The sequence below is a fragment of the Gluconobacter kanchanaburiensis NBRC 103587 genome (assembly GCF_007988905.1).
Classification (GTDB): domain Bacteria; phylum Pseudomonadota; class Alphaproteobacteria; order Acetobacterales; family Acetobacteraceae; genus Gluconobacter; species Gluconobacter kanchanaburiensis.
The window spans coordinates 275,326-297,983 of sequence record NZ_BJVA01000002.1; the positions used below are offsets into that span (position 1 = coordinate 275,326).

Consider the following 22,658-nt stretch of genomic DNA (forward strand, 5'->3'; position numbering starts at 1 on the left):
GGACGAAAAAAGCGTTCAGACAATACGGTTCACAAGGGGATTGCCTGTTTCGAGATTGCGTATGTTCCGCAACAGGAGATCGGCAACATTGGGGGCATATCGTTCGCTGTCTCCCGCGTTATGAGGCGTGACCAACACATTGGACATGTCCCAGAGCGGGCTGTCTGCCGGCAGTGGCTCCTTTTCAAAGGTATCGAGAGCTGCGCCCGCGATCACACCCTTTTCGAGAGCGGAGATCAGATCCGCTTCCCGCACCACGCGTCCGCGTGCGACATTGACGAGCCATGACGTGGGCTTCATGCACTCCAGAAACCGGACATCAACAAGGCCTTCGGTCTGGGCCGTCAGAGGGCAGCTCAGGATCACGAAATCAAGCTCGGGCAGGAGTTCCGGCAGATCGCTGTAAAGCGCAGTCTCCACACCATCTTCCTGCGTCGTCTGCGGCGCAGATCTGCGGATGGCGATCACTGCCATACCCAGCAGACGGCACAGATCGCCAATCGTACTGCCGATCTTGCCGTAACCGATAATCCCGACCCGCTTGCCCAGCAGTTCCTGCTGGCGTTCTGAACTGCCATAGCGTGGCGGATTCCAGCGATGGGCCTTCTGATCGTCGCGTGCGGCATAAAGACGGCGCGAAATGTTCAGCAGGAGCGCAAGCGTATGCTCCGCCACTGACCGCGAATTGGTACCACCTGCGCTGCAAAGGGCAATATTACGTGCTTTGAGACGTTCCGCGGGGAAATGGTCCACACCGGAGCTGATGGACTGGATCATTTTCAGGTTCGGCGTCAAATCCAGGAATTCATCCCGCCACATCATGGAAATACACAGAACCTCGGCCTTCGCCAGCAGGGGGCGGAGGTCTTCTTCCGTAAAGGCATGCGGGGACGTGACGACCGCCGCATCAGGCGGCAGGGCCGATGTGATATCGTAAATCGGATGGGCGGAGACAAAACTGGGGCGGTCTGAGATCCACGGCATCGGGTCGTCCTGCAAGGCTTGGATATCCAGCGATAGGAACTGGATACGCAATGATACGAATCCCGGCAATGTTCCGCTAGCGACTTATTCTGTATGCGAATATAATAATCGGGCAAAGACTATTCGTGGTGGTTATCAGTGAATCTCCGACAGCTTGAAATTCTTCGTGCCATCGTCCGCTACAACACCACGGTCGCGGCCGGTCACGCCCTCGGACTGTCACAGCCCGCAGTCAGCAATGCCCTCAAGGTGATGGAAGAGCAGGTCGGCTTTGCGCTTTTCCAGAGGGTCAACAACCGGATTTTTCCAACACCCGAGACGAAAATCCTGCTGGCGGACGCGGAATCAATCTTTGAGACGCATAAAAGGCTTGAAAGCCGGATCAAGGATATCCGGGACAACAAGGCAGGCCAGCTTCGCCTGATTGCGACACCACCTGTAGGCTATGGCGTTCTGGCGCGTGCAATCCGTGAAATGCAGATCCGTCGCCCGCGCGTGCGGACGTTTTTCGACACCCGGCGTTATGAAGAAGTTCTGGAAAGTATCGAAACCCACCAAGCGGAACTGGGTTTCATTCTCGGCTTCGCGGAACGACCAGGACTATGCTCCGAGGTTCTTTATGAAGGCGAGATGGTCTGCGTCATGCTGCCCGAGCATCCTCTGGCGGCTTATGAGGTCATCACCCCTCACGATCTGCAACAGCACCGGCTGATTGCGCTGGAGAAGGAAACCAAGCTCGGAGCCGCACTGCATCAGGCTTATGACCAGAAAAATATCGAGCTGAGTTTCGTGGCGGAAGTCCGATACGGTCTGACGGCCTGTGTGCTGGCGGATCAGGGCGTAGGCGTCGCCGTGGTTGATCCTCTGACGGCCAGTTCGGCCGGACAGTTCAAACTGGTTCAGCGTCGTTTCTCCCCCTCCATCCCTGTTGCAGCTTCTGCCGTCTGGGCGGAAAACCGCTCCCTCACACGTCTGGCACGCACTTTTCTGGGGGAAATGCGCCGCCTGCTGAACCAGAAAGCAGGCAGCGACATACAGGCGGTATAAACCCTTACCGTAGTCACTACGTCCGTCTTTGTGTCAGTCTCCAGAAAAGAACAATGGCAACACCCAGAACGCCAGCATCGGCCAGCAGACCGTGAAGATAAGCCGCCTTAGATCCGGCGAGATATGAGAAAATAACCGGACCGAAGAAATTCCCCAGATTGCCGAAAGAGTTGATCAGCGCCACGCCCGCAGCCGCCTGCACACCCTGAAGGAAACGGCCCGGCAGTCCCCACATCAGTCCCAGAATCACAAAGAGGGCCGCCGTCGCAACCGTCAGCAACACGCCCTGCAAGACGGGATAAAGAGTGAGCGTTATGCCTGCCAGTGCAAGACAGGCAATCATCAACGCCGCCAGAATACGTCTGTCATCCGTTCGGATCTGTGTCCGTCTCACGCAGATCAAAAGAGCCACCGCCCCCGCAAAATACGGAATGGTTGCCAGACGCAGAACAGCCTGACGCGAAAAACCGGTATGAGCAATCATCTGCGGCAGCCAGAAGTGGATCGTCCCGCTGACGAACGAAATACAGAAAAAGACTGTCGCAATTTTCCAGACGACAGGCAGGGTAAAGGCACCAAGATAGAACCGAAGCGCGCGAGACTGTCGGGACGGACCGGAATCAGCGAGACGGCGTGTCATGAGAGCGCGCTCGTCCACTGTCAGCCACCTGGCCTGCTCCAGCCGCTCAGGTAGACAGATGTAGAGCAAGACACCCAGCGCAGTAGAAGGCAGTCCCTCGATCAGAAACAGCCATTGCCATCCCTGCAGATGCCATGTCCCAGCCAGATGGAGAATGGCACCTGCGAGCAATGCGGATATCGCACTTGCGACCGGGATGACGACGATCAGATAACTGACGACTTTCGCGTGCAGGTTTGGCCTGAAGGCCTGCATCAGGAACGCGAGGATACCAGGATAAAATCCTGACTCCGCGATTCCAAGCACAAAACGCATGGCCAGAAACTGCGGACCGGTACTAACAAATGCCATGCCCGCCGAAACAATTCCCCAGGCAATCATGCAGGCGGACAGCCAGGTCCGAGCTCCAATACGCCCCAGAATATAGTTGCCCGGGAGTTCGAAGAGGACGTAACCGATAAAGAAAATCCCGGCTCCCAGACCGTACGCGGTCCCTGAAAGGCCGAGATCGCGGATCATGTCACCGGCGGCGAAACTGACATTGACCCGATCGATGTAAGCAAAAAAAAACACAGGACAAGAAGCGGCATCAGACGAACGAGCAGCTTTCTGTCAAGCGGATCAAATCCCGACATTGTTCTCTCCGCGCAACGCCCTGTCGGCGGAATATCAGCCGAAAGGGTATGAAAGGCCTCAGGACTCAAGCGGCTCGGCGAATGTTCCGTCAAAGACGATCTGATCGACCGGCACACGCTGGGAAGGAACCTCACGAACGCGTAGATCTTCGGGAAGCGTCTCGGCCGGAGCCTGTTTGCCGATGGCGATCACGGTTTCGAAGGCATAATCGACCGGAAGGCGCAGTCCCGCATGTGTCAGATCGACATCGCTGACACCGCTCATCGTATGCGCGGCCCAGCCCATATGATGGGCCTGAAGCAGGACAAGCATGGCAGCGGCGCCAGCATCATAGGAATGGGTTCTGGAAAAAACGCGGTCCGGTGTGGTTCTGGGAATCATCGTGGTTCGCGATGCGATATAGACGAGAGCCGCACTGGACTTCGCCCAACGCTGATTAACCGGCTTCAGCCATGACAGGAACTGGTCCCAATTCTCCGTCCCGCGACGGGCATACATGAATCGCCAGGGCTGCGAATTATACTGTGACGGCGCCCAGCGACCGGCCTCAATAACCTCACGGAGGGCCGCATCGGAAATCGTCTCGTCCGTGAAAGCCCGCGGAGACCAGCGGTTGACGATCATTTTCATCACCGAAGAAGATGCTTCACGATTAGGGGCTTCTGTCATCGAAAAATCTCACGTTTCTGGAAAAGAGCATCACGCGACATGCTGACGGAAGACAAGCCTAACAGAACTTCCATATCGTATTGATATCACAATAAACCGGACGCTATAGATTCTGGAAATAACCCGGACCGGCCTCCCCTGTTTCCTCTAAGGGCGAGCTGAACAACTGGTCAGAAAACGCTCTGGAACGTTGCTATCGTGCATGCGATGTTTTCATTATAGATATGGCTCGCATAGATATCCCAGACCTGACCCATGAGCCCCGCATTCACACGCGAATTCACGGTCGTTCTTCGCGATATTTCTCGCCACATAAATGAGAATCGTTCTCGTTTTTAAACGCGCGAGGTTAACAAGTTTAAAAGAATTTCCGGATTTCGGAGGCGTATCAGCCGCGGTGCTGGAAAAGCGCGGTCAGGACAGGCGTGCGAGGATAGGCATCATCATTGCGAACAGTTCGGCCTGGGAGGAAATGGCGCAGCGGGCGTAGAGCTGTTTGCGGAACACCTTGACGGTCTGCGGGCTGACGCCAAGCATTCGTGCGGCGGACCCTGAGGAATGCCCCCGGAGGATCAGCAGCGCCGTTTCGGACTGCCGGCGCGTCAGAACCACGCCGCAAAGCGTCTTCAGGCGGTCAGAAAACCGTGCGGTGATATCCGCCATGCCAGAGCCGGACCTATCCCCGCCCCCCTCGGACTCAGGCACGACGGCATCGACGGTGATATGCCCCCAGTGCCGGGCGGCCAGTGCCACAACGACAGGCAGCAGACGCAGAGCGGTTTCATAAGCCGCATCGGAAAACAGGGTATCCGACGTCACATCCCGCCCGAGGCAGACATGGATCGACACGCCGGAGGCCGGACGCAGGACATAGACCATCTCGTCCACGATCTTCGTGTCGCGGTAATAACTTGTGTAATACTCCGAGGAGCGGAACTGGTCGGGTGCGACATCGCACAGCCGGTAAACGCCAGCCGGTGCCTCCGAACGGTCGAGGACGAAAAACGGGTCCAGAAGATACCCGCCCGCGCAGTAGATTTCGTCCACGCTGGCATGCACGCTCTCCTCACGCGCGGAACGATGGAGACAGCGGGGCGGCGCATTCCCGGCCCAGACCAGAACCGTCAGATTGTCGATCCCGATACAAGCACCGAACCAGTCGGACAAGCAGGGCACGAAACCGGGACCGTCCAGAGCGGTGATCACCGCGCCCAGCCGTCGTCCGGCATCTCCTGCATCTCCGGCAACCGGGTCCATACCCCTTTCGGGCGATATACATCCCATCGCGTGTGACTCTACCTTCGTAACGTTCCTGCCCCGTCCGCCCCACTCTGCCGAACGGGCGGCGCACAGAATTCAAGGAGACCGCCCATGTCGTCAGATCTGCCGCAGACAACCGAAGACATCCTCGCCGCTGATGCCCATCTCGTCCAGTCATGGGCCGATCTGAACGCACTCAAACAGACGGGAGCCCGCACGGCCATCGTCTCCGCCAAAGGCGTCATGGTGCGCGACAGCGACGGCAACGAACTGCTCGACGGGATCGGTGGTCTGTGGTGCGTCAATGTCGGTCACGGACGCAAGGAAATCATCGACGCGATTTCGAAACAGCTTTCCACGCTGGATTTCTATTCCACGTTCTATACCTTCACCCATCCGACCGCAGCCGCGCTCGCGAAAAAGCTGGCCCAGCTTGCTCCGGGCGACCTCAACCGGGTCCATTTTTCAAACTCGGGATCGGTTGCCAATGACGGCGCGGTCCGCATCCTTCATCACTATTACGAACGGCTGGGACGCCCGTCCAAAAAGCTCGTCCTCAGCCGTCATGGCGCCTATCACGGCTCCACCTACCTCTCCATCGCCATGACGACGCCCCCCTATTCCAAGGGCTGGTCCCGCGCAGAAGGCATCGTCCGCCATCTCCGGAAGCCACATTTCTGGCGCGAGGGCGGCGACATGACCGAAGCGGAATTCCTGAACGCGCTCATCGACGACATGCGTACGGAAATCGAGACCGTTGGCGCGGAAAACATTGCCTGCTTCATTCAGGAACCCATCATGGGCGCGGGCGGGGTGATCGTTCCGCCCAAAGGCTATCACCGGCGCGCGCAGGATCTGTGCCGCCAGTATGATATCAAGTTCGTGGCGGATGAAGTGGTCACCGCGTTCGGGCGTCTGGGGCATTTCTTCGCCTCGGAAGCCGTTTTCGACACCCGGCCGGACATCATCAACATCGCCAAGGGCGTGACCTCAGGATATCAGCCGCTCGCCGCGACCATCATGACGGACGAGATCCATGACGTCATTTCCGGACCGGACGGGGTATTCACCCATGGCATGACCTATGCCGGACATCCGGCGGGCGCTGCGGCGGGACTGGCCAACATCGCCCTGATGGAGACGGAGAAACTCCCCGAACGCGTTCGCCATACCGGACCGATTTTCGAAAATACGCTCCGCGCCCTCGGTGATCTTGATATCGTTGGCGAGGTCCGTGGCAGTCACTTCATGATGGGGATCGAATTCGTGAAGGACAAGGCGAAGAAAACACTTTTCGATGCTGGTCTGAACATCGGCATGCGTGTCGCCCGCAAGGCCCAGGACAAAGGTCTCGTCGCCCGTCCGCTCGGCCATATCCTGATCCTCTCGCCCCCGCTGACGCTGACGGAAGAGCAGATCGCCCAGATTGGCGAAATCCTGCGCGAAAGCATCACCGAAGTCATGGGCGAGCTTCCGCGCGGCGCGTTCTGAAGACGCGTCCCTTAGGGGATCAGTAGCCCCATTCGGGGTGGTAGGTCAGGGCGGGCGTCTGTCCCGCCTCGATCTGCCGGATCACATCAGCAAGATAGACGGCCTGCATCCTGAAAGAGGCCTCTGCGGCAACATGCGGCGTGACGAACACCTTGGGATGGGTCCAGAACAGCGACGTTTCGGGCAGGGGTTCCTGTTCGAAAACATCCAGAACCGCGCCGAGCATCCGGCCAGCATCCAGCGCCGCCAGAAGATCATCGGCCACGACCTGATCCCCGCGTCCGGCATTCACGATCCCCGCGCCCGGCTTGAGATGTGACAGGAACGCCGCGTCGATCAGACCTTTGGTCTGGGGCGTGCTGGGGAGGAGATTGACGAGGATGTCGGTCTTGCCGAGCATCTCGACCTTGCCTTCCTCTCCGAAATACAGCGCCACATCCTCAACCGCGCGTTCACGGCGGCACCATGCCGACACGCCGAAGCCCGCCTGTGACAGACGCCGCGCAACCGCCGATCCCAGATTCCCGAATCCCAGAATCCCGACCTGCGTTTGTGCGCTGGTGCGATATTCGAGGTTGCGGCGAAAGACCCTGTTTTCCTGTTGCAGAGCCCAGGTCCGGGCATCGCGCAGGAGCGAAATGACCGCCCACAGAACGTAATCCGACATCAGCTCCGCCGTCTGGTCTCCCCCCATGCGGACAAGCGGCACGTCTTTGGGGAAATCGGGACGGTGGACAAGCTGATTGACGCCCGCGCCACTGCACAGGATGGCGCGCATGTGGCGCATCTTTGCCATCTCGCCCGGCGCGGGGTTCCAGACCAGCGCATAATCGGCTTTGGCCGGATCGAAATCCGGATCGAACCACGAGACGGTTTTCAGATCCGGCGCAGCTTCGGCGAACGCACTGCGCCACCCTTCCCAAGCGTTCGGTCCTTCTGCACTGATGGCAAGTGTCGTCATGAAAACTCCGTTATCAGGGTCCGGCAAGCGGAATTGGACATCAGTATTTGATCCACACGGTTTTCAGCGCGGAATATTTATCAAAACTGTGCAGGGACAGATCCCGGCCGAAGCCGGACTGCTTCATGCCGCCGAACGGCGTCATCGGGGAAAGCGCATCGACGGTATTGACCGAAACCGTCCCGACATTCAGGCGGTCCGAAACCTCCATGATGCGCCCGACATCCCGCGTCCAGACGGACGCTGCGAGGCCATAGGGCGTGTCGTTGGCAAGGGTTATGGCCTCGGCATCATCACGGAACGTCTGGATCGCCAGCACCGGGCCGAAAATTTCCTCACGCGCAATCACCGCATCACGCGGAACATCGGCGAAAACCGTGGGCCGGATGTAAGCGCGGGAGCCATGCAAGTCCATCTGCTCTCCGCCTGCGACAAGTCTGCTGTCCGCCCGGCCGGCTTTTATGAACCCCGCAACGCGGTCGGCATGGTCCTGCGTCGCCATCGGGCCGAGAACCGTCGCCGGGTCGAGCGGATTGCCCGGAACCAGCGCTTCCGCTTTCAGTCGCAGGCGCTCCGTCATCTCTTCCGCGATGGTATGATGGACGAGCAGGCGTGAATTGGCCGAGCAGACCTGCCCCTGATTGAAAAAGATGCCCCAGGCCGCCTTTTCGGCAGCGGCATCCAGATCGGCATCCGGGAAAACCAGACAGGGGCTTTTGCCGCCGGTTTCGGGCCAGACCTGCTTCATGTTGCTCTCGCCCGCATAGCGCTGGAAGACCTTGCCGATCTCCGTCGATCCCGTGAACGCCAGACAGTCCACATCCGGATGAAGCCCCAGAGCGCGCCCCGCGTCCTGTCCGAAACCGGGGATGACGTTCAACACACCGTCTGGCAGTCCAGCCTCGGCAGCCAGTTCTGCCAGACGCAGGGCGGAGAGCGGCGACTGTTCGGCGGGTTTAAGAACGACGGAATTGCCCACCGCCAGCGCGGGCGCGATTTTCCAGATCGCAAGATCGAGCGGAAAATTCCACGGCACCACCACACCGATCACACCCAGCGGCACCCGGCGGATCATCGCCAGATCGCGCCCGCCTGTCGGGGCGATCTCGTCATAGATCTTGTCGGTCGCTTCGGCATGCCACTGAAGAATGGCAGCGGCACCCGGCACGTCAATGTTCAGCGTGTCTGAAATCGGCTTGCCGACATCGAGCGTGTCCAGCAGCGCGAATTCCTCCAGGTTATCCCGCAGAAGCTGCGCCCAGCGTAGCAGCACGTCCTTGCGCGCACCCGGCGTCATCCGCGACCAGACACCGCTCTCGAACGCCCTGCGTCCGGACTGGACGGCCCGGTCGATATCCGTCGCATCACCGCGTGCCACATCCGTCAGGTAGGCACCGTTTGCCGGGTTCACCGTCTCGAACCGTGATCCCGAAGACGCCGCAACGAAGCGTCCGTCGATCCAGCACTGATTGCGCAAAGTCAGGGTCGCCGCGCGTCCGGCGTAATAGGCAGCATTTTTTGTCATGGGGTCAGGCCTCTTTGCCAGTACTTTTTTTGCAGTATGCAGGATGCCGGAAGGCGGTTGTCGTGTCGCGTTCGTCACATCCGCCACAGGATCTCCGCTCCCGCCGCACGCAGGGACGCGATGTCGCGAAGTCCGGCGAGGCCGAGCACATCGCGGATTTCCTGCGTCAGGGCCTGAATCGCGGTTTCCACGCCCTGCTCGCCTGCTGCCGCGAGCGCCCAGGCCCAGGGCCGCCCGACGGAGACCGCCGTCGCCCCCAGCGCCAGAGCTGTCACGACGTCTCCGCCGCGCCGGATCCCGCTATCGAGCACGATATCGGCGCGTCCGCCCACAGCATCGACAATACCGGGCAGCACCTCGATCGTCGCGGGGGACGGATCCATCTGTCGCCCGCCGTGATTGGACACGATCACCCCATCCGCGCCCGCGTCCAGCGCCAGCCGGGCATCATCCGGATGCATCACGCCCTTGACGATCAACTGCCCCTTCCATTCGGAGCGCAGCCATTCCAGCCCGCTGCGGTCGAGGGTGGGATCGATCTGCGCCGCCATCTCGCGCGCTTGCCCCATTACACCGGAAACGGTCGTGTAGGGCCGCAGGTTTCCGATCACGGGCATGCCGTGCCGCAGCATCCCCAGCGACCAGCCCGGCCTTCCGGCGAGACCGGCCATCTGCCGGGCGCTGGGCCGCGAGAGATGACGGAAGCCATTCCGCACATCGCGCTCCCGCACCGGCGTGATGGCCGTGTCGATCGTGACGATGATGCCCTGGATCCCGCAGGCCGTGGCCCGCGCGAGCATGTCCTGCGTCAGCGCCCTGTCCCGGAAGACATAGATCTGCGCGAAGGGACTTCCACCAACGGCGGCAACATCCTCCATCGCCTCAATCGAGAAGGTGGACACAGCCATCCCCACCCCGCAGCGCCGGGCCGCACGCGCGGCACCGCTTTCGCGGTCGGAATGCAGCATCCCTGCGAAGCCGACAGGGGCAAGCATGAACGGGGCGGTCCAGTCCTGTCCGAAACAGCGCACGCCGGTTCCGACCTGCGACACGTCCCGCAGACCGCGTGGCACGACGCCCCATCGCCCGAACGCCGCGCGATTGCGGGCCATGCTGTGTTCGCCATGCGCACCGCCATCCACATAATCCGCGAACAGGCGGGGCAGCCTCTGTCGCGCACGCGCCGCCAGAGCCGCGAACGCGCCATCATCAACGACCGTCATAAACAACCCGTCCTTCAAGCACTGTCATCAGAACGCCGATCTTCCGGATGTCTTCCGGCGCCACATCAGCAGGATCGGCGGCCAGAACGACCAGATCGGCAGCGTTCCCGACTACAATGCATCCTTCCCGGTCCTCGCGGTGGGAGGCGAACGCCCCGGCCTGCGTATAGGCAACAAGTGCCTCGTCCACTCCGATCGCCTGCTCCGGCACGAAAGCCGCTCCTTCCGGCCTGCCGTCATCCAGCGAACTGCGACGGGTAATCGCCTTGCCGATCCCGTGCAGCGGTGACAGCGAGACGATGGGCCAGTCCGTTCCGAACGCGACCACACTCCCCGCATCCAGCAGGGACCGGTTCGGAAAGGCACGGCAGTGCTCTTCACTGCGAACCCGCGTGGCCCAGACGCCGCCCATTCCCATCCATTCGTCCGACGGCGCCACCATGACCGGCTGAAGACAGGCCACGACACCCAGTCCGGCAAAGCGGGGAATGTCGTCCGCAAACGGGATTTCCACATGCTCGACGCGGTGGCGCAGCGTGCGCGTTTCGTCCGGAGTCTGGGCATAGGCGTCCAGCGCAAGGCGGATCGCGCCGCTTCCGATGGCATGTGTCCAGATCTGGAACCCTGCCTCCGTTACACGCCTGACCGCCGCCTTGTAGGCCTCCGGCGGCCAGACCAGGGTTCCGGTCTCGTCAGGACGGTCGCCATAGCCCTGCGGCATGTATCCGGTATGGGATTCCAGAACCCCATCCAGAAAGAACTTCACGCCATCAAGGCTGAGCATGGGCGAGCGATAGGTGCGACGAAGGGAGTCGATCTCCCTGAGCCGTGTCTCCGACAGAGCCGGGGGCGGCATCTCCACCATTACGCCAACACGACAGGTCAGAGTCCCTGCGTCCTCCATCTCCCTCAGGACCGGAAAGAGGCTTTCATCATAGGCCGCGCTTTCCACCCGCGTGATGCCGTAGCGTGCGATTTCGGCGAAAACGCGCCGGATTCCGTCACGGATCATGGCCTCGTCCATCGGCGGCACGCAGGCGGAAACAAGCTTGGCTGCTTCCTCCTTCAGCCAGCCCGTGGGCGAACCATCAGGCCTGCGCACGATTTCACCCCCTTCCGGATCGGGCGTGGAGGCATCGATCCCGGCACGTTCAAGCGCCCTGCTGTTCGCCCAGGCTGCATGCGCCATGCCGGAACGCAGGAAAACCGGCCGATCCGGAACGACGGCATCGAGCATCGCACGGTCGAAGCCTTCGGGGGGCAGATCGGGGTAGCCGTAACTCCATTCGAGACCGAGAAGCCAGTCACGGTCAGGATTGGCCTCAGCAAAAGCGGCAACCCTTTCCACGACCTCGGCCATGGTGCGCGCGTCCCTCAGGCCGATATTGCTGAGATATTCCGTACCCATCAGCAGGTGGAGATGGCTGTCTACAAATCCCGGCAGGACGCACGCCCCGTCCAGATCAATGCGCTCCACGTCCTGCGGTGCGGACGCCGTGATCGCGGCTTCTTCGCCGATCGCGACGATGCTTCCGTCGCGGATCAGAAGACCGCCATGCAGGCGTGTCTGGTCTGGAAGGACGATCCGGGCATTATGCAGAAGGGTCATGCGCGCTCTCCGCCCGGAAGGGCGCTGGCACGAAAGCGCCGTTCCATAAAAATATACAGCGGCGGCGTCAGTGCGAGACTCACCACCCAGGAGATGTCCACACCACCCAGCATCTTCGCGAGGCTGCCCGTATAAAGGGCCGTTGAGAGGAACGGGACCTGAAAGAGAATGCCCGCCACGTAGCAACCGAGCGCGGGAATATTCCAGTATCCGTAACGGCCGCCATCGCGCCTGAAAAACGACGCCACGTCATACTCGCCGTGATGAAGGATGTAGTAATCGGTCAGGTTGATGGCGGTCCATGGGATCATGATGGACATCAGGAGTTCGAGAAACTCGCTATAGGCCGTCATGAAACGGTCGGCCATCAGCGTCGCCATTCCGAAAGCGAACAGGAGCAGCGCGATCGTGACCACGAGCCGCGCGCCGCGTCCGTAATGATGGTCAGGCGTAAAGGTCTGGGCGACGGTCAGGGTGGAGAGCGCGCCGCAATAGACGTTCATCGCATTCGCCACCGCAATGCCGAGCGAAAGCGCCAGCATGACCGGCACTGTCGCCACGCCGAGCAGCGATGTCAGAACCGCCACGACATGCTGACCGCCCACAAGCGTTCCCACAGCGGCTCCCAGTCCCATCGCTAGGAACGATCCGGAGACCGATCCGGAAAAACACGCGATGAACGCATTTTTCTCGTTTTTTCCGCCAGCGGGAAGATAACGCGATGAATCCGACACATAGGGCGCATAGGCGATCTGCCACAGAGCCGCGAGCGAAACGGTCCTCAGGATGCCGGTCCCGCTGCCCCAGTGCGCCGCATCCACATGCATCGCGGGATGCGGGAGCATCAGCGCCACGAAACACACCAGAACGGCAATCCCGCACAGCAGGCTCAGGATCCGGGCGGCCGCATGAATGACGTGATAGCCCATGACGGCGGGCAGAACCGAAAGAAGCTGGATGATCACGATGGCGGGAAAACGGCCCAGCCCTGGAATGCAGGCCTGTACCCCTTCTGCCCCCAGCACGAGATTGGAGGCGACAAAACCAACATACATCAGAACGATGATCGCGGTGATCGGGACGGCGCCGAACAGTCCGAACTGACCCCGCGTCTGAATCATCTGAGGCACTCCCAGTCGCGGCCCCTGGGCAGCATGAAGCGCCATAAACACGCCGCCGACGAGATTGCCCAGAAGCAAAGAAAGGATCGCAGGAATGAGGGAGAGGCCGAAAACCGTTGTCGCAAGGGCGCCGGTCGCGACCGTCAGCATCATCAGATTGGGCCCGAACCAGACGGTGAACAGGTCCCGAGCCGTCCCGTGCCGCCGTTCGGCCGGAATGGGATAGATCGTCTCGGATTCCAGTGTGCTGACCGCATCCACCATACCATGTCCTCATTACGTTCGCCGATAACCGGCAGGTCAGTAGATCATAACATCTTCCGGCTTTGTAATGGATTTCTGCTGCATATTTCCTGAAGCCATGCCCCGGAAAAATCTATGCTGAAAACCTCCTGGTCAGGGTTTTCATTCCGCTTCCATCATATCTATACCAGAGCCAGACCCGAGCTTCAGTCTCACCCCGAAGCGGAGAGCACAGTCCATGCTTGCTGCACGTTTCTACGGAATCGGTGACATCCGTGTCATGCCAACAGAACCGTCTCCGGAACTGAAGGAAGGCTTCGTCCGCGTGCGGATCGAGGCCGCTGGAATCTGCGGCTCGGACCTGCATAACTTCCGGACGGGCCAGTGGATGTCCCGATGTCCCGTCACACCGGGACACGAACTTTCCGGTACCGTTACGCAAACATGCGGCGACTGCGCGGGCCTCGTGCCGGGCGATCATGTCGTCGCAGATTCCCGCGTCGGGTGTGGCCGCTGCGCCTCCTGCCGGTCCGGCCAGCCGAACCTGTGCCGCACGCTTGGTTTCGTGGGCGAGGTCTGTGACGGCGGTTTCGCACAGGAGGTTGTCCTTCCGGCGACACAGCTCCTGCGACTGCCCGCCGACATGCCGCTCCGGCACGGGGCGCTGGCCGAACCGCTTGCCGTTGCCCTCCATGCCGTGCATCGCCTCGCCCCGACGGAGGGCGCCCGCATTGTGGTCTGTGGCGGAGGAACGATCGGTGGCCTCGCGGCGCTAATCCTGCGCGAACGCGGACATGAGGTTTCGCTGCTCGAACGCAATGCCGGTCGTCAGGCACTGCTCCAGAATATCGCCGGCACCACGCCCCTGTCAGCGGATGAAGAGAACTGGGGCGCGCATTTCGTTCTGGATGCGACGGGCGCGGCCCCGGTCATCGAACTGGCCTGCCTGCGTGTGGCGCCCGGAGGGCGAATGGTTCTTGCGGGACTGTTCCACCAGAAGCCGCAGATCGATTTCAACCTTATCGTTGAAAGGGAAATCGAGATCCTCGGCGTCAGCGCCTTTGCCGACGAGATGCCGCAGGCCATCGCCCTTATCCCGCAGCTCGGTGAAAAACTCGACGCCTTGATCAGCGGCCCGCATGCCCTTCAGGACCTGCCGCAGCGCTATGAGGCCCTGCTCGCCGGGACTGAAATCCGACTAAAAACCCTGATCGCCCCCAACGGCACGAGCAGCGCATGGTAGACACGCCCGACCTCTTTTCGCTCAGGGGCAGAACCGCTCTCGTCACCGGTGGCGGACGGGGGCTGGGATATGCGATGGCGCTGCATCTCGCACGATGCGGCGCGGACGTCCGCATCGCGGGCCGCACGGCTGCCACGCTCGAAAGGGCCTGCTCGGATGCGGAAAAGGCCGGTCTGCGCCTGCGCCCTGTGATCATGGATGTGGCCTCCACCGAGGCTATCCGCGCGGCGTTCTCAGAGATTACCCAGACGGCTCCGCAACTGGACATCGTCGTCAACAATGCCGGGGACGAAAGTCTGCGCGCCAGCGACGACGTGGACGAAGCCCTGTGGAACAGGCTGCTCGACACCAATCTCAAGGGACCGTTCTTCGTCGCCCAGCACGCCGCACGCCTCATGACAAAAGGGGGCAGCATCATCAATCTTGCTTCCCTGACCTCGGCGGCGGGCGTGGCAAAGGCCGTTCCCTACAGCGCGTCTAAATCCGGCATCCTCGGTGTGACGCGCAGTCTGGCGGTCGAATGGGCACCGCGCGGGATCCGCGTCAATGCGCTGGCTCCAGGCTATTTCCATACCGACATGACCGCTCCTTTCTTTGCCGATACCGACTGGCAGACGCGGATGCTCGCGCAGATCCCGCTCGGCCGGTTCGGACTGCCGGACGATCTTGCCGGCCCTCTCCAGTTTCTATGCTCCCCGGCCTCGGCCTACGTCACCGGGCAGGTGTTCTATGTTGATGGCGGGACCCTCGCCGCACTCTGACACCCACCCGCGCCAACAGGTTCACAGCCCCTTACAGGATTGCTCTTCATGTCAGATCACGTCACGTTCCACGATCTCACGCAGACAGCCGAAATCCCCGAAGCCCTTCTGCAACGGACCGAGAGCGACCTGTCAGTCTTTGTCGAGCGCGTGACGCCCATCATCGAGCGCGTGCGGACCGAGGGCGATGCGGCGCTGCGCCATTTTGCCCAGGCGTTCGACGGCGTCACCGACCCGCAGATGAGCATCAAGGCGACCCCTGAAGAGTTCGAGGCCGCTTTCGCCAGCATCGAGCCGGACGTGCTCGAAGCCATCAAATACGGCATCGACAACATCCGCCGCTTCCATGAAGCCCAGAAACCCGAAGAAAGCTGGATGATCGAGGTCCGTCCGGGCATCTGGGCCGGCGACCGGAACGTTCCGATCGATTCCGTCGCCTGTTACGTCCCGCGCGGCAAGGGCTGCTTCCCCAGCGTCGTGAACATGACGACCATTCCCGGCAAGGTCGCGGGCGTGCCGCGTCTGATCATCGTAACACCGCCGTCGCCGGACGGCACGGTGGATGCCGGCACACTCGTTGCCGCCCGCCTGATCGGCGTGGAAGACGTCTATAAATGTGGTGGCGCACAGGCTGTCGCTGCCGTTGCGTTCGGTACCGAAACCGTTCCTGCGTGCGCCAAGATCGTCGGCCCGGGCAGCCCGTATGTCGTCGCAGCCAAGCGCCTGCTTTCCGACCGGATCGATCCCGGCATCCCCGCCGGACCAAGCGAGAGCATCATCCTCACCGATGACAGCGTCGATCCCGTCCTCGCGGCCCTCGACCTGATCATCGAATCCGAGCATGGTCCGGACTCGTCAGCATGGCTCGTAACCAGCAGCCGCCGCGTTGCCGAAGGCGTCATCGCCGCTCTCCCCGCGCACTGGGCGGACATGGACGAAAAGCGCGCTGGTTTCTCCCGGGCCGTTCTGGGCGGGAAACATGGCGGCGTCGTGCTGACGAAGAATTTTCAGGCCGCTGTCGATTTCACCAACGCCTATGCGCCGGAACATCTGGAAATCCTGACCACCGACCCGATGGCCGATCTGGGGCGCATCCGCAACGCCGGTGAAGTTCTGCTCGGTACGGCCTCCCCGGTCACGCTGTGCAACTACGTGCTCGGCCCCAACGCGGTCCTGCCGACCAACCGGGCCGCCCGGACGCATTCTCCCCTTTCGGTCCATGACTTCATGAAGCGCATGTCCTTCGCGCGCGTCTCACCTGAAGCGTATCCGGAAGCCGCCCGCCATGCGGAACGTTTCGCCCGCTACGAGAACTTTACCGGCCATGCCCGCGCGGTTTCCGCGGCCCGCCCGATGCCGAAGCTCGAACCACGATGAGCGATCCATCCGTCAGTGCCGCGGGTATCCTGACCGCGGCCCGCCGGGGCCAGCCCGACCTCGCCAGGTCACTGCTGGCGCGGATGATCGAAGAGGAATTCGGGTTTCCGGTCCGGGAGGTCACGCTCGGCGCGGATGACTACAGCCTGAATTCGGTCAACGGATTCCTGACGCGGGAGGACGGGGAACGCTTTTTCTTCAAGTTCCACCACGAGGAAAACGAAGACTCCGTCCTTCAGGAATTCTATCGCGGCGAAATCCTGCTTGAAGCAGGCTTCCCCGTCGATATGCCCGCCTATGTCTGCCGCCGCGTGGGACGGCAGATCCTGCTCTACCCCCTGCGGACCATTCCCAAACTCGCGGATGCCGCACGCGCCGTCGATCGCGGGCATCCGCTTCCCGGAGCCGACGATTCCGCCCTGATTGAAGCACAGCGAGACCTCGACAGGCTGAGTACACGGATCTATCTGCGCACATGGCACCCGATCACCGCTGCCCAGAGTGAGGAGGAGCCGATCCACCAGCTCTTCCACCATCGCCTGACAAACCCGGACAGCCCGGCAGGCATCCTCGGCGGTCGTGCGGCCACGTTCTTCGCCGAAGACCGGAGGTTCGCTTTTCCGGGCCTCAGTGTCAGCGGCGCGGAACTGCGCCGCCTGCGCTGGGTGATCGACGGCGTGGCCTATGACCGTACTTTGCAGGACTGTCTGGAAAACGCTCTGGCGCTTCTCGACCCTGCGGTTCTGGCGGCCTCGGGCGGTGTCATCGCCCATGGCGATGCCCATAACGCCAATGTCTGGTTCACACCTCAGAACAGCGAAGCAGGGACGGCGGCGAGCCTCACATTCTTCGATCCGGCCTTCGCAGGGCGCGATATCCCGGCCCTACTGGCCGAAATCAAGGCCACGTTCCATAATATCTTCGCACACCCTGACTGGCTATATCATTCCGCGGAACTGATGAGCACGCCGAAGATCACGATCCGTGACGGCACCGCGTTTGTGACGACCGGATGGTCCCTGCCCCCGCTGCGGCAGGCCTTTCTGGAAGATAAGGGACGGCTTCTATGGACACCGCTGCTGGCGGCCCTGTCCGAACTCGGCGCACTTCCGGAGACCTGGCGGGAAACCATCCGCGCCGGACTGTTCTGCTGCCCGACGCTGGTGATGGATCTCTGCGCCCGCTCCGAAAGCGCTCCGAACAGCCGTCACACGCCTGCGTCCTCCCTGACAGGTCTCGCAGTCGCCATGATGTGCGGCGCGGAACCCGGACCGGAAGAGCAGGATGTCGTCTCCCGTTTTCTCGACGCCATTGATCCGTCGCGCATCTGATCAGGACGAATCAATAACATTCAATGTCGGCCAGCTTGAGGTCGACATCATTCCGGGACAATAACACATCAGAACGACCCTGAACGGAAAGGATCTCTCCGCGCCATGACGCAATTCGCAGACAAGAGAGCCCATGCGGCAGAGTCCTCTCCGTTCGCCGTTGAGAACGACACCATTTTCCCGATCCCCGAGGAACGGCGTCACGGCAATGCCTGGTCGCTGCTGATGGTCTGGATCGGAGCGAACCAGAACATCATGGCCATCATGACCGGGATGCTCTACCCCAGCATCTGTCATCTGGCTCTGGGGTGGTCGCTGCTGGCCATATTGTGCGGCAATCTGCTTGGGGGCGTGTTCATGGCTCTGCACGCGGCGCAGGGTCCGCATCTTGGCATTCCGCAGATGCAGCAGACACGCGGGCAGTTCGGATCGACCGGCAGCCTGCTGATCATCGCGATCATCATTCTGATGTATGTCGGCTTCACCTCCACCTTTTTCGCGATCGGGCGCGAACAGTCAGCACAGGTGTTCGGGCCCGGATACGGTCAGGTTCCAATCTGGGGGGCCGTCATCGTCATCGCCACGCTCTGCGCGATCGGCCATGACATCATCGAACGGTTCATCTCGGGTTTCGTACCCGTGGCTGCCCTGACCTCGGTCCTGCTGGCCTTCGCCTATTTCGGCGTCTCGCACGGACAGCTCGCCATGCCGTTCTGGTCCGTTCCGACAATGCACCAGTTCCTGTCGGCGCTGTCGCTCGGCGTTCTGTGGCAGATCGCCTATGCCCCCTACGTCTCGGACTATACGCGATATCTGCCATCCCGCACGGGAGAGCGCACGGCGTTTCTCGTCTGTCTTGCCGGCAGCATCGCGGGGACGACATTTCCGACGTTTATCGGAGCCTATCTCGGCAGTACGGGTTTTGCAGGCAACATGTACGATGCGGTCCGAACCTATTCACCGTTTCTGCCCGTCGCGCTTTTTGCCGTGATGATCATCTCCACGCTGGTAAGCTGCACGATGCAGATCTACTGCGCGGCCCTCTCCTCCCTGACCTTCCTCCAGACCTTCCGCCCGAACTGGACGCCCACGAGCCAGTCGCGCGCGATCGCCGCGACCCTCCTCCTGCTGGCCTGCGCCATCATCACAATCAATCTCAGCGGCAGCGTGCTCGAAATCCTCGACAACGTCATTGCGCTCCTGCTGGCCGTCCTGTCTCCCTGGACCGCCATCAACCTCGCCGACTATTACCTCGTGCGGCATGGCGCCTATGATATCCCATCCCTGTTTCGCGCCGATGGCGGCATCTATGGCCGCGCCAACCGCCCGGCCCTGATCTGTTACGCCATTGGCGTGATCGTGCAGATCCCATTCCTGTCGAACGGACTCTATGTTGGCAGCATTGCAAGATCACTTGGCGGGATCGATCTGTCCTGGATTATCGGTATTTTCGTTCCCGGACTGATCTACTGGTTCTGGGCACGCCGTTCGATTTGAACAGCTTTTTGCCCTGTAACGTCCTTCTTAGGTTTTTCCGAAGCTAAACCCCGTAGAACCATTCTTTAAATACACGCATCAAATTGCGAACATTCCTGCATCGCATCAAACTCCTGTTGGATGATCCGTGATGGGTCTCCGTAACAGAGGCGAAGAGCACGAGGAAATACGCCCATGCCCGTCCACAAACGGATCCGCCCGTTCAACACCAAAGACACCTATCCCGAGCAGAGCCTCGACAATGACCTGTGTCAGGCTGTCGTCGCGGGAAACACCGTTTATGTACGCGGACAGGTGCCGCAGGATCTCGACACGCGTGAGAATGTTGCCGTCGGTGATCCGGTCGGCCAGGCGCACAAAGTGATGGAAAACATCGCGCTCCTGCTCAGGGAATCGGGCTCCGAACTCGCCCATATCTGCAAGGTCACGGTTTATCTGACAGATATCCGCTACCGCGAGGCGACCTACCGCGTGCTGGGCCAGCACCTCAAGGGCGTTTTCCCGGTCTTCACGGGTCTCGTCGTTGTGGCCCTGGCCCGCCCTGAATGGCTGATCGAAGTTGACGTCATCGCTGTCATTCCTGACTGAACTCCCGTTCCCTTGTCTCCCCTGAACTGACCAAGCGTCCCGCCCTGCCCTTTCAGGCCTGCCAGCAGAGGTCCCCGACATGCAGACGAAATCTCCGCTTTCACGTCACTGTTTGCTCCTTTCGTCGACAATCCTCCTGCTTGGCGGGGTTGCGAAAGCCGCCACGACCACGCACGGGCGACAGGGCTCACAAACGGGGGGCAGAAGTACTCATGCCGCCACCGCGCACTCCGCTGCTGCGGCTCCGCATAGCAGCGCGCCCCGGCGCACTTCGCTCGACAGCACGGGGCCGGGCGATACGATCCAGGTTTCGGCCAGCCGCCACCATTCGGGCGGCGGCTTGATCCGGCGCGAGACAGCTGCACGTTCGGTCAGCACGATCTCCCGCGAATTCATTTCAAAACAGTCGCCAGCGTCCAATACACTGGCCCTCGTGACGCTCTCTCCGGGGGCGAACGTCGCCATGGGCGATCCTTTCGGTGTGACCGATCAGTCCTCTGTCAGCGTACGCGGTCTCAACCAGCAGGAAATCGGCTACGTCTTTGAAGGGGCGCCGATGAACGACCCCGACAACTACACGCCGAACTCCTCGGAATGGGTCGACAGCGAGAACATGGAGAGCGTGCAGCTTCAGCAGGGCGCTCCCGACATCGAAATTCCGACCGTATATTCTGCTGGCGGAACAATGCGCGTTCGCATGCGTGACCCGGACTACAAGCGTCAGGGTCAGCTTGATGTGAGCTATGGCTCCCATCAGATGAACCGTCAGTATCTGCGTTATGATTCGGGCGAGATCGGCAATACCGGCCTTCGCATGTTCGCATCATTCTCGAACCTGACCAGCCGCGCATGGCGCGGGCCGGGCCGCAACAACCGCCGTCACATGGATTTCAAGGCTATCAAGGACTGGGCACCCGAGAGCAGCACCAGCCTCTCCTTCACCTATAACAACGAAAATACGGCCTGGTACAGCACACCGACGCTCTCGGACTGGAACAAGTACGGCCTTGGCGGAGGGATCAACCTCAATGGCGTCTACAAGTTCGGAGATGCCAATTACTACAAAGGTTTCCAGACGGACTGGACGAACTATTTCCTGAGTAGCCAGTCGCATTTCAAGCTGAACCAGGAATGGTCGCTCGACGTCACGCCGTATTTCTATCATGGCTCCGGCAACTATCCGCTGGGCATCAACACGCTCCCGACGAGCGGCACCTATTATAACGGCACACAGGCCGTAAACGGATCGCTCGCCGGGAACAACTATTCCGAAGATGGCAATGTCGCTGCAAAATGGGATTGGTACGGACGCGAAAACTATACCGGCATCAACGCGGCTGCCCATTATGACACCGCGTTCAACCATCTCGTGTTCGGTGCCTGGTACGGCTACACCGACATGCATGTCAGCGAGCCGTTCTCCGCGCTCGACGGCGCCGGAAACGTTTCAAGCTCCCTGCTGTCACTTCAGGACGGAACCGTTCTCAACGGCTGGATCTACCATACGATCACCCAGATGGTGGGACTTTATGTCGGGGACGAGGTGCGCCTTCTGAACGACAGACTGCGGATCAATGCCGGTTTCAAGGAAGTCATGACGGCACGTGACGGCACGCTGAACCAGCCCGGCCCGCAATATGGCGCGAGCTATAACTCGGCCCAGCCGCTGCCGCGTTTCTCGATCAGCTACAAGGTCAATGACCAGATCCAGCTCTTCGCCAACGCCACAACGAGTTTCCGTGTTCCCATGGGCTCGGCGTTCTACAACCAGTATAACAGCCCTTATGATGCGAGCCTCTACCAGACGGCGAACACCCATTTGAAGGACGAGTACAGCATCGCCGAAGAAGTCGGCGCCCGGTATCACAACAACTGGGTGACGGGCTCGGTCACGCTGTTCAATTACAACTTCGTGCATCACGCCATCAATGAATACATCAACGCCGTACCCTACTTCCTGGATGCAGGCGGCATGACCTCCCGTGGTGTGGATGCCGAGCTTGGTCTGCGTCCGTGGCATCATTTCTCGCCCTACGTGTCCGGCGAATATCTCTACGCCACGAACGACAACAACATCACGCTGGACGGCGTGACCTACAGGACGAAAGGCAAAATTGCGACGTCCGCCCCGCGCTGGATGGCCGCGATCGGAGTGCAGTATGATGACGGCACGTTCTTCGGCAGCGTCTCGATGAAATATGTCGACAAAGAATACGGCACGTTCATGAACGACGAGCGGATTCCGGGCCACAAGCAGGTGGACCTGATGCTGGGCGCGCGCGCTCCGGATATCGGGTTCATGAAGAAGCCCAGCATCCGCCTGAACATCGTCAATCTGAACGACTCCCACTACCTGTCCGGCGTCTACAGCACCGGCCCCACAGCAGGAACCTCGACCTATTACGTCGCGCCGACATTCGCGGCTCTCGCAACGGTCTCAACGGGGTTCTGA

General features: G+C 60.9%; 18 protein-coding genes. 9 read left to right on the forward strand and 9 right to left on the reverse strand.

The window, feature by feature from the left end; translation table 11 throughout:
• Positions 1-15: 15 nt before the first annotated feature.
• Positions 16-984, reverse strand: a complete 969-nt coding sequence (locus GKA01_RS02810) for a D-2-hydroxyacid dehydrogenase (protein ID WP_146858993.1) — start codon at positions 982-984, stop codon at positions 16-18.
• Between the two features lie 138 nt (positions 985-1,122).
• Between GKA01_RS02810 and GKA01_RS02815 the strand changes: the two genes are divergently transcribed.
• Complete coding sequence (locus GKA01_RS02815) at positions 1,123-2,031, forward strand: LysR substrate-binding domain-containing protein (RefSeq protein ID WP_146858995.1); 909 nt, start codon at positions 1,123-1,125, stop codon at positions 2,029-2,031.
• A 16-nt stretch (positions 2,032-2,047) separates the two neighbouring features.
• Here the strand turns inward: GKA01_RS02815 and GKA01_RS02820 are convergent, their stop codons facing one another.
• The 3 genes from GKA01_RS02820 to GKA01_RS02830 form a co-directional block, all read right to left on the reverse strand.
• Positions 2,048-3,244 (reverse strand): MFS transporter, encoded by a 1,197-nt coding sequence (locus GKA01_RS02820; protein ID WP_146858997.1) that lies wholly within the window; start codon positions 3,242-3,244, stop codon positions 2,048-2,050.
• Between the two features lie 120 nt (positions 3,245-3,364).
• Entirely contained in the window at positions 3,365-3,976 is a 612-nt protein-coding gene (locus GKA01_RS02825; protein WP_146858999.1) for a nitroreductase family protein, read from the reverse strand.
• 414 nt (positions 3,977-4,390) lie between these two features.
• A complete protein-coding gene (locus GKA01_RS02830; protein ID WP_167506306.1) occupies positions 4,391-5,233 on the reverse strand; it encodes a helix-turn-helix transcriptional regulator in 843 nt (280 codons plus the stop codon).
• Between the two features lie 114 nt (positions 5,234-5,347).
• Between GKA01_RS02830 and GKA01_RS02835 the strand changes: the two genes are divergently transcribed.
• Positions 5,348-6,727, forward strand: a complete 1,380-nt coding sequence (locus GKA01_RS02835) for an aminotransferase class III-fold pyridoxal phosphate-dependent enzyme (protein ID WP_146859003.1) — start codon at positions 5,348-5,350, stop codon at positions 6,725-6,727.
• Positions 6,728-6,746: 19 nt separating this feature from the next.
• Here GKA01_RS02835 and GKA01_RS02840 read toward each other — a convergent pair whose 3' ends face one another.
• The 5 genes from GKA01_RS02840 to GKA01_RS02860 form a co-directional block, all read right to left on the reverse strand.
• The gene (locus GKA01_RS02840) at positions 6,747-7,688 is read right to left on the reverse strand and encodes a 2-hydroxyacid dehydrogenase (protein WP_146859005.1); all 942 of its coding nucleotides are present in this window, start codon (positions 7,686-7,688) and stop codon (positions 6,747-6,749) included.
• Between the two features lie 40 nt (positions 7,689-7,728).
• Positions 7,729-9,213: an aldehyde dehydrogenase gene (locus tag GKA01_RS02845; RefSeq protein ID WP_146859007.1), complete on the reverse strand. Its 1,485-nt coding sequence runs from the start codon at positions 9,211-9,213 to the stop codon at positions 7,729-7,731.
• A 74-nt stretch (positions 9,214-9,287) separates the two neighbouring features.
• Positions 9,288-10,436, reverse strand: coding sequence for an alpha-hydroxy acid oxidase (locus GKA01_RS02850; protein WP_146859009.1), 1,149 nt, complete (start codon positions 10,434-10,436; stop codon positions 9,288-9,290).
• The gene (locus tag GKA01_RS02855) at positions 10,423-12,045 is read right to left on the reverse strand and encodes an amidohydrolase (RefSeq protein WP_146859011.1); all 1,623 of its coding nucleotides are present in this window, start codon (positions 12,043-12,045) and stop codon (positions 10,423-10,425) included. Before GKA01_RS02855 ends, GKA01_RS02850 begins: the two co-directional genes overlap by 14 nt.
• A complete protein-coding gene (locus GKA01_RS02860; RefSeq protein WP_146859015.1) occupies positions 12,042-13,430 on the reverse strand; it encodes a purine-cytosine permease family protein in 1,389 nt (462 codons plus the stop codon). Before GKA01_RS02860 ends, GKA01_RS02855 begins: the two co-directional genes overlap by 4 nt.
• Positions 13,431-13,647: 217 nt before the next feature.
• Between GKA01_RS02860 and GKA01_RS02865 the strand changes: the two genes are divergently transcribed.
• The 7 genes from GKA01_RS02865 to GKA01_RS02895 all read left to right on the forward strand — a co-directional run bounded on the left by GKA01_RS02865 (position 13,648) and on the right by GKA01_RS02895 (position 22,658).
• Positions 13,648-14,652, forward strand: a complete 1,005-nt coding sequence (locus tag GKA01_RS02865) for a zinc-dependent alcohol dehydrogenase (protein WP_146859017.1) — start codon at positions 13,648-13,650, stop codon at positions 14,650-14,652.
• Positions 14,646-15,413, forward strand: a complete 768-nt coding sequence (locus GKA01_RS02870; protein WP_146859019.1) for an SDR family NAD(P)-dependent oxidoreductase — start codon at positions 14,646-14,648, stop codon at positions 15,411-15,413. Before GKA01_RS02865 ends, GKA01_RS02870 begins: the two co-directional genes overlap by 7 nt.
• 48 nt (positions 15,414-15,461) lie before the next feature.
• On the forward strand, positions 15,462-16,790 hold the full coding sequence (gene hisD / locus GKA01_RS02875) for a histidinol dehydrogenase (RefSeq protein WP_146859021.1): 1,329 nt from the start codon (positions 15,462-15,464) through the stop codon (positions 16,788-16,790).
• Positions 16,787-18,121, forward strand: coding sequence for a hypothetical protein (locus GKA01_RS02880; protein WP_146859023.1), 1,335 nt, complete (start codon positions 16,787-16,789; stop codon positions 18,119-18,121). The genes hisD and GKA01_RS02880 overlap by 4 nt, the downstream gene beginning before the upstream one ends.
• A gap of 105 nt (positions 18,122-18,226) precedes the next feature.
• A complete protein-coding gene (locus GKA01_RS02885; RefSeq protein ID WP_146859025.1) occupies positions 18,227-19,618 on the forward strand; it encodes a purine-cytosine permease family protein in 1,392 nt (463 codons plus the stop codon).
• Positions 19,619-19,792: 174 nt separating this feature from the next.
• Positions 19,793-20,206, forward strand: a complete 414-nt coding sequence (locus GKA01_RS02890; RefSeq protein ID WP_146859027.1) for a RidA family protein — start codon at positions 19,793-19,795, stop codon at positions 20,204-20,206.
• Positions 20,207-20,285: 79 nt separating this feature from the next.
• Positions 20,286-22,658, forward strand: coding sequence for a TonB-dependent receptor (locus GKA01_RS02895; RefSeq protein WP_146859029.1), 2,373 nt, complete (start codon positions 20,286-20,288; stop codon positions 22,656-22,658).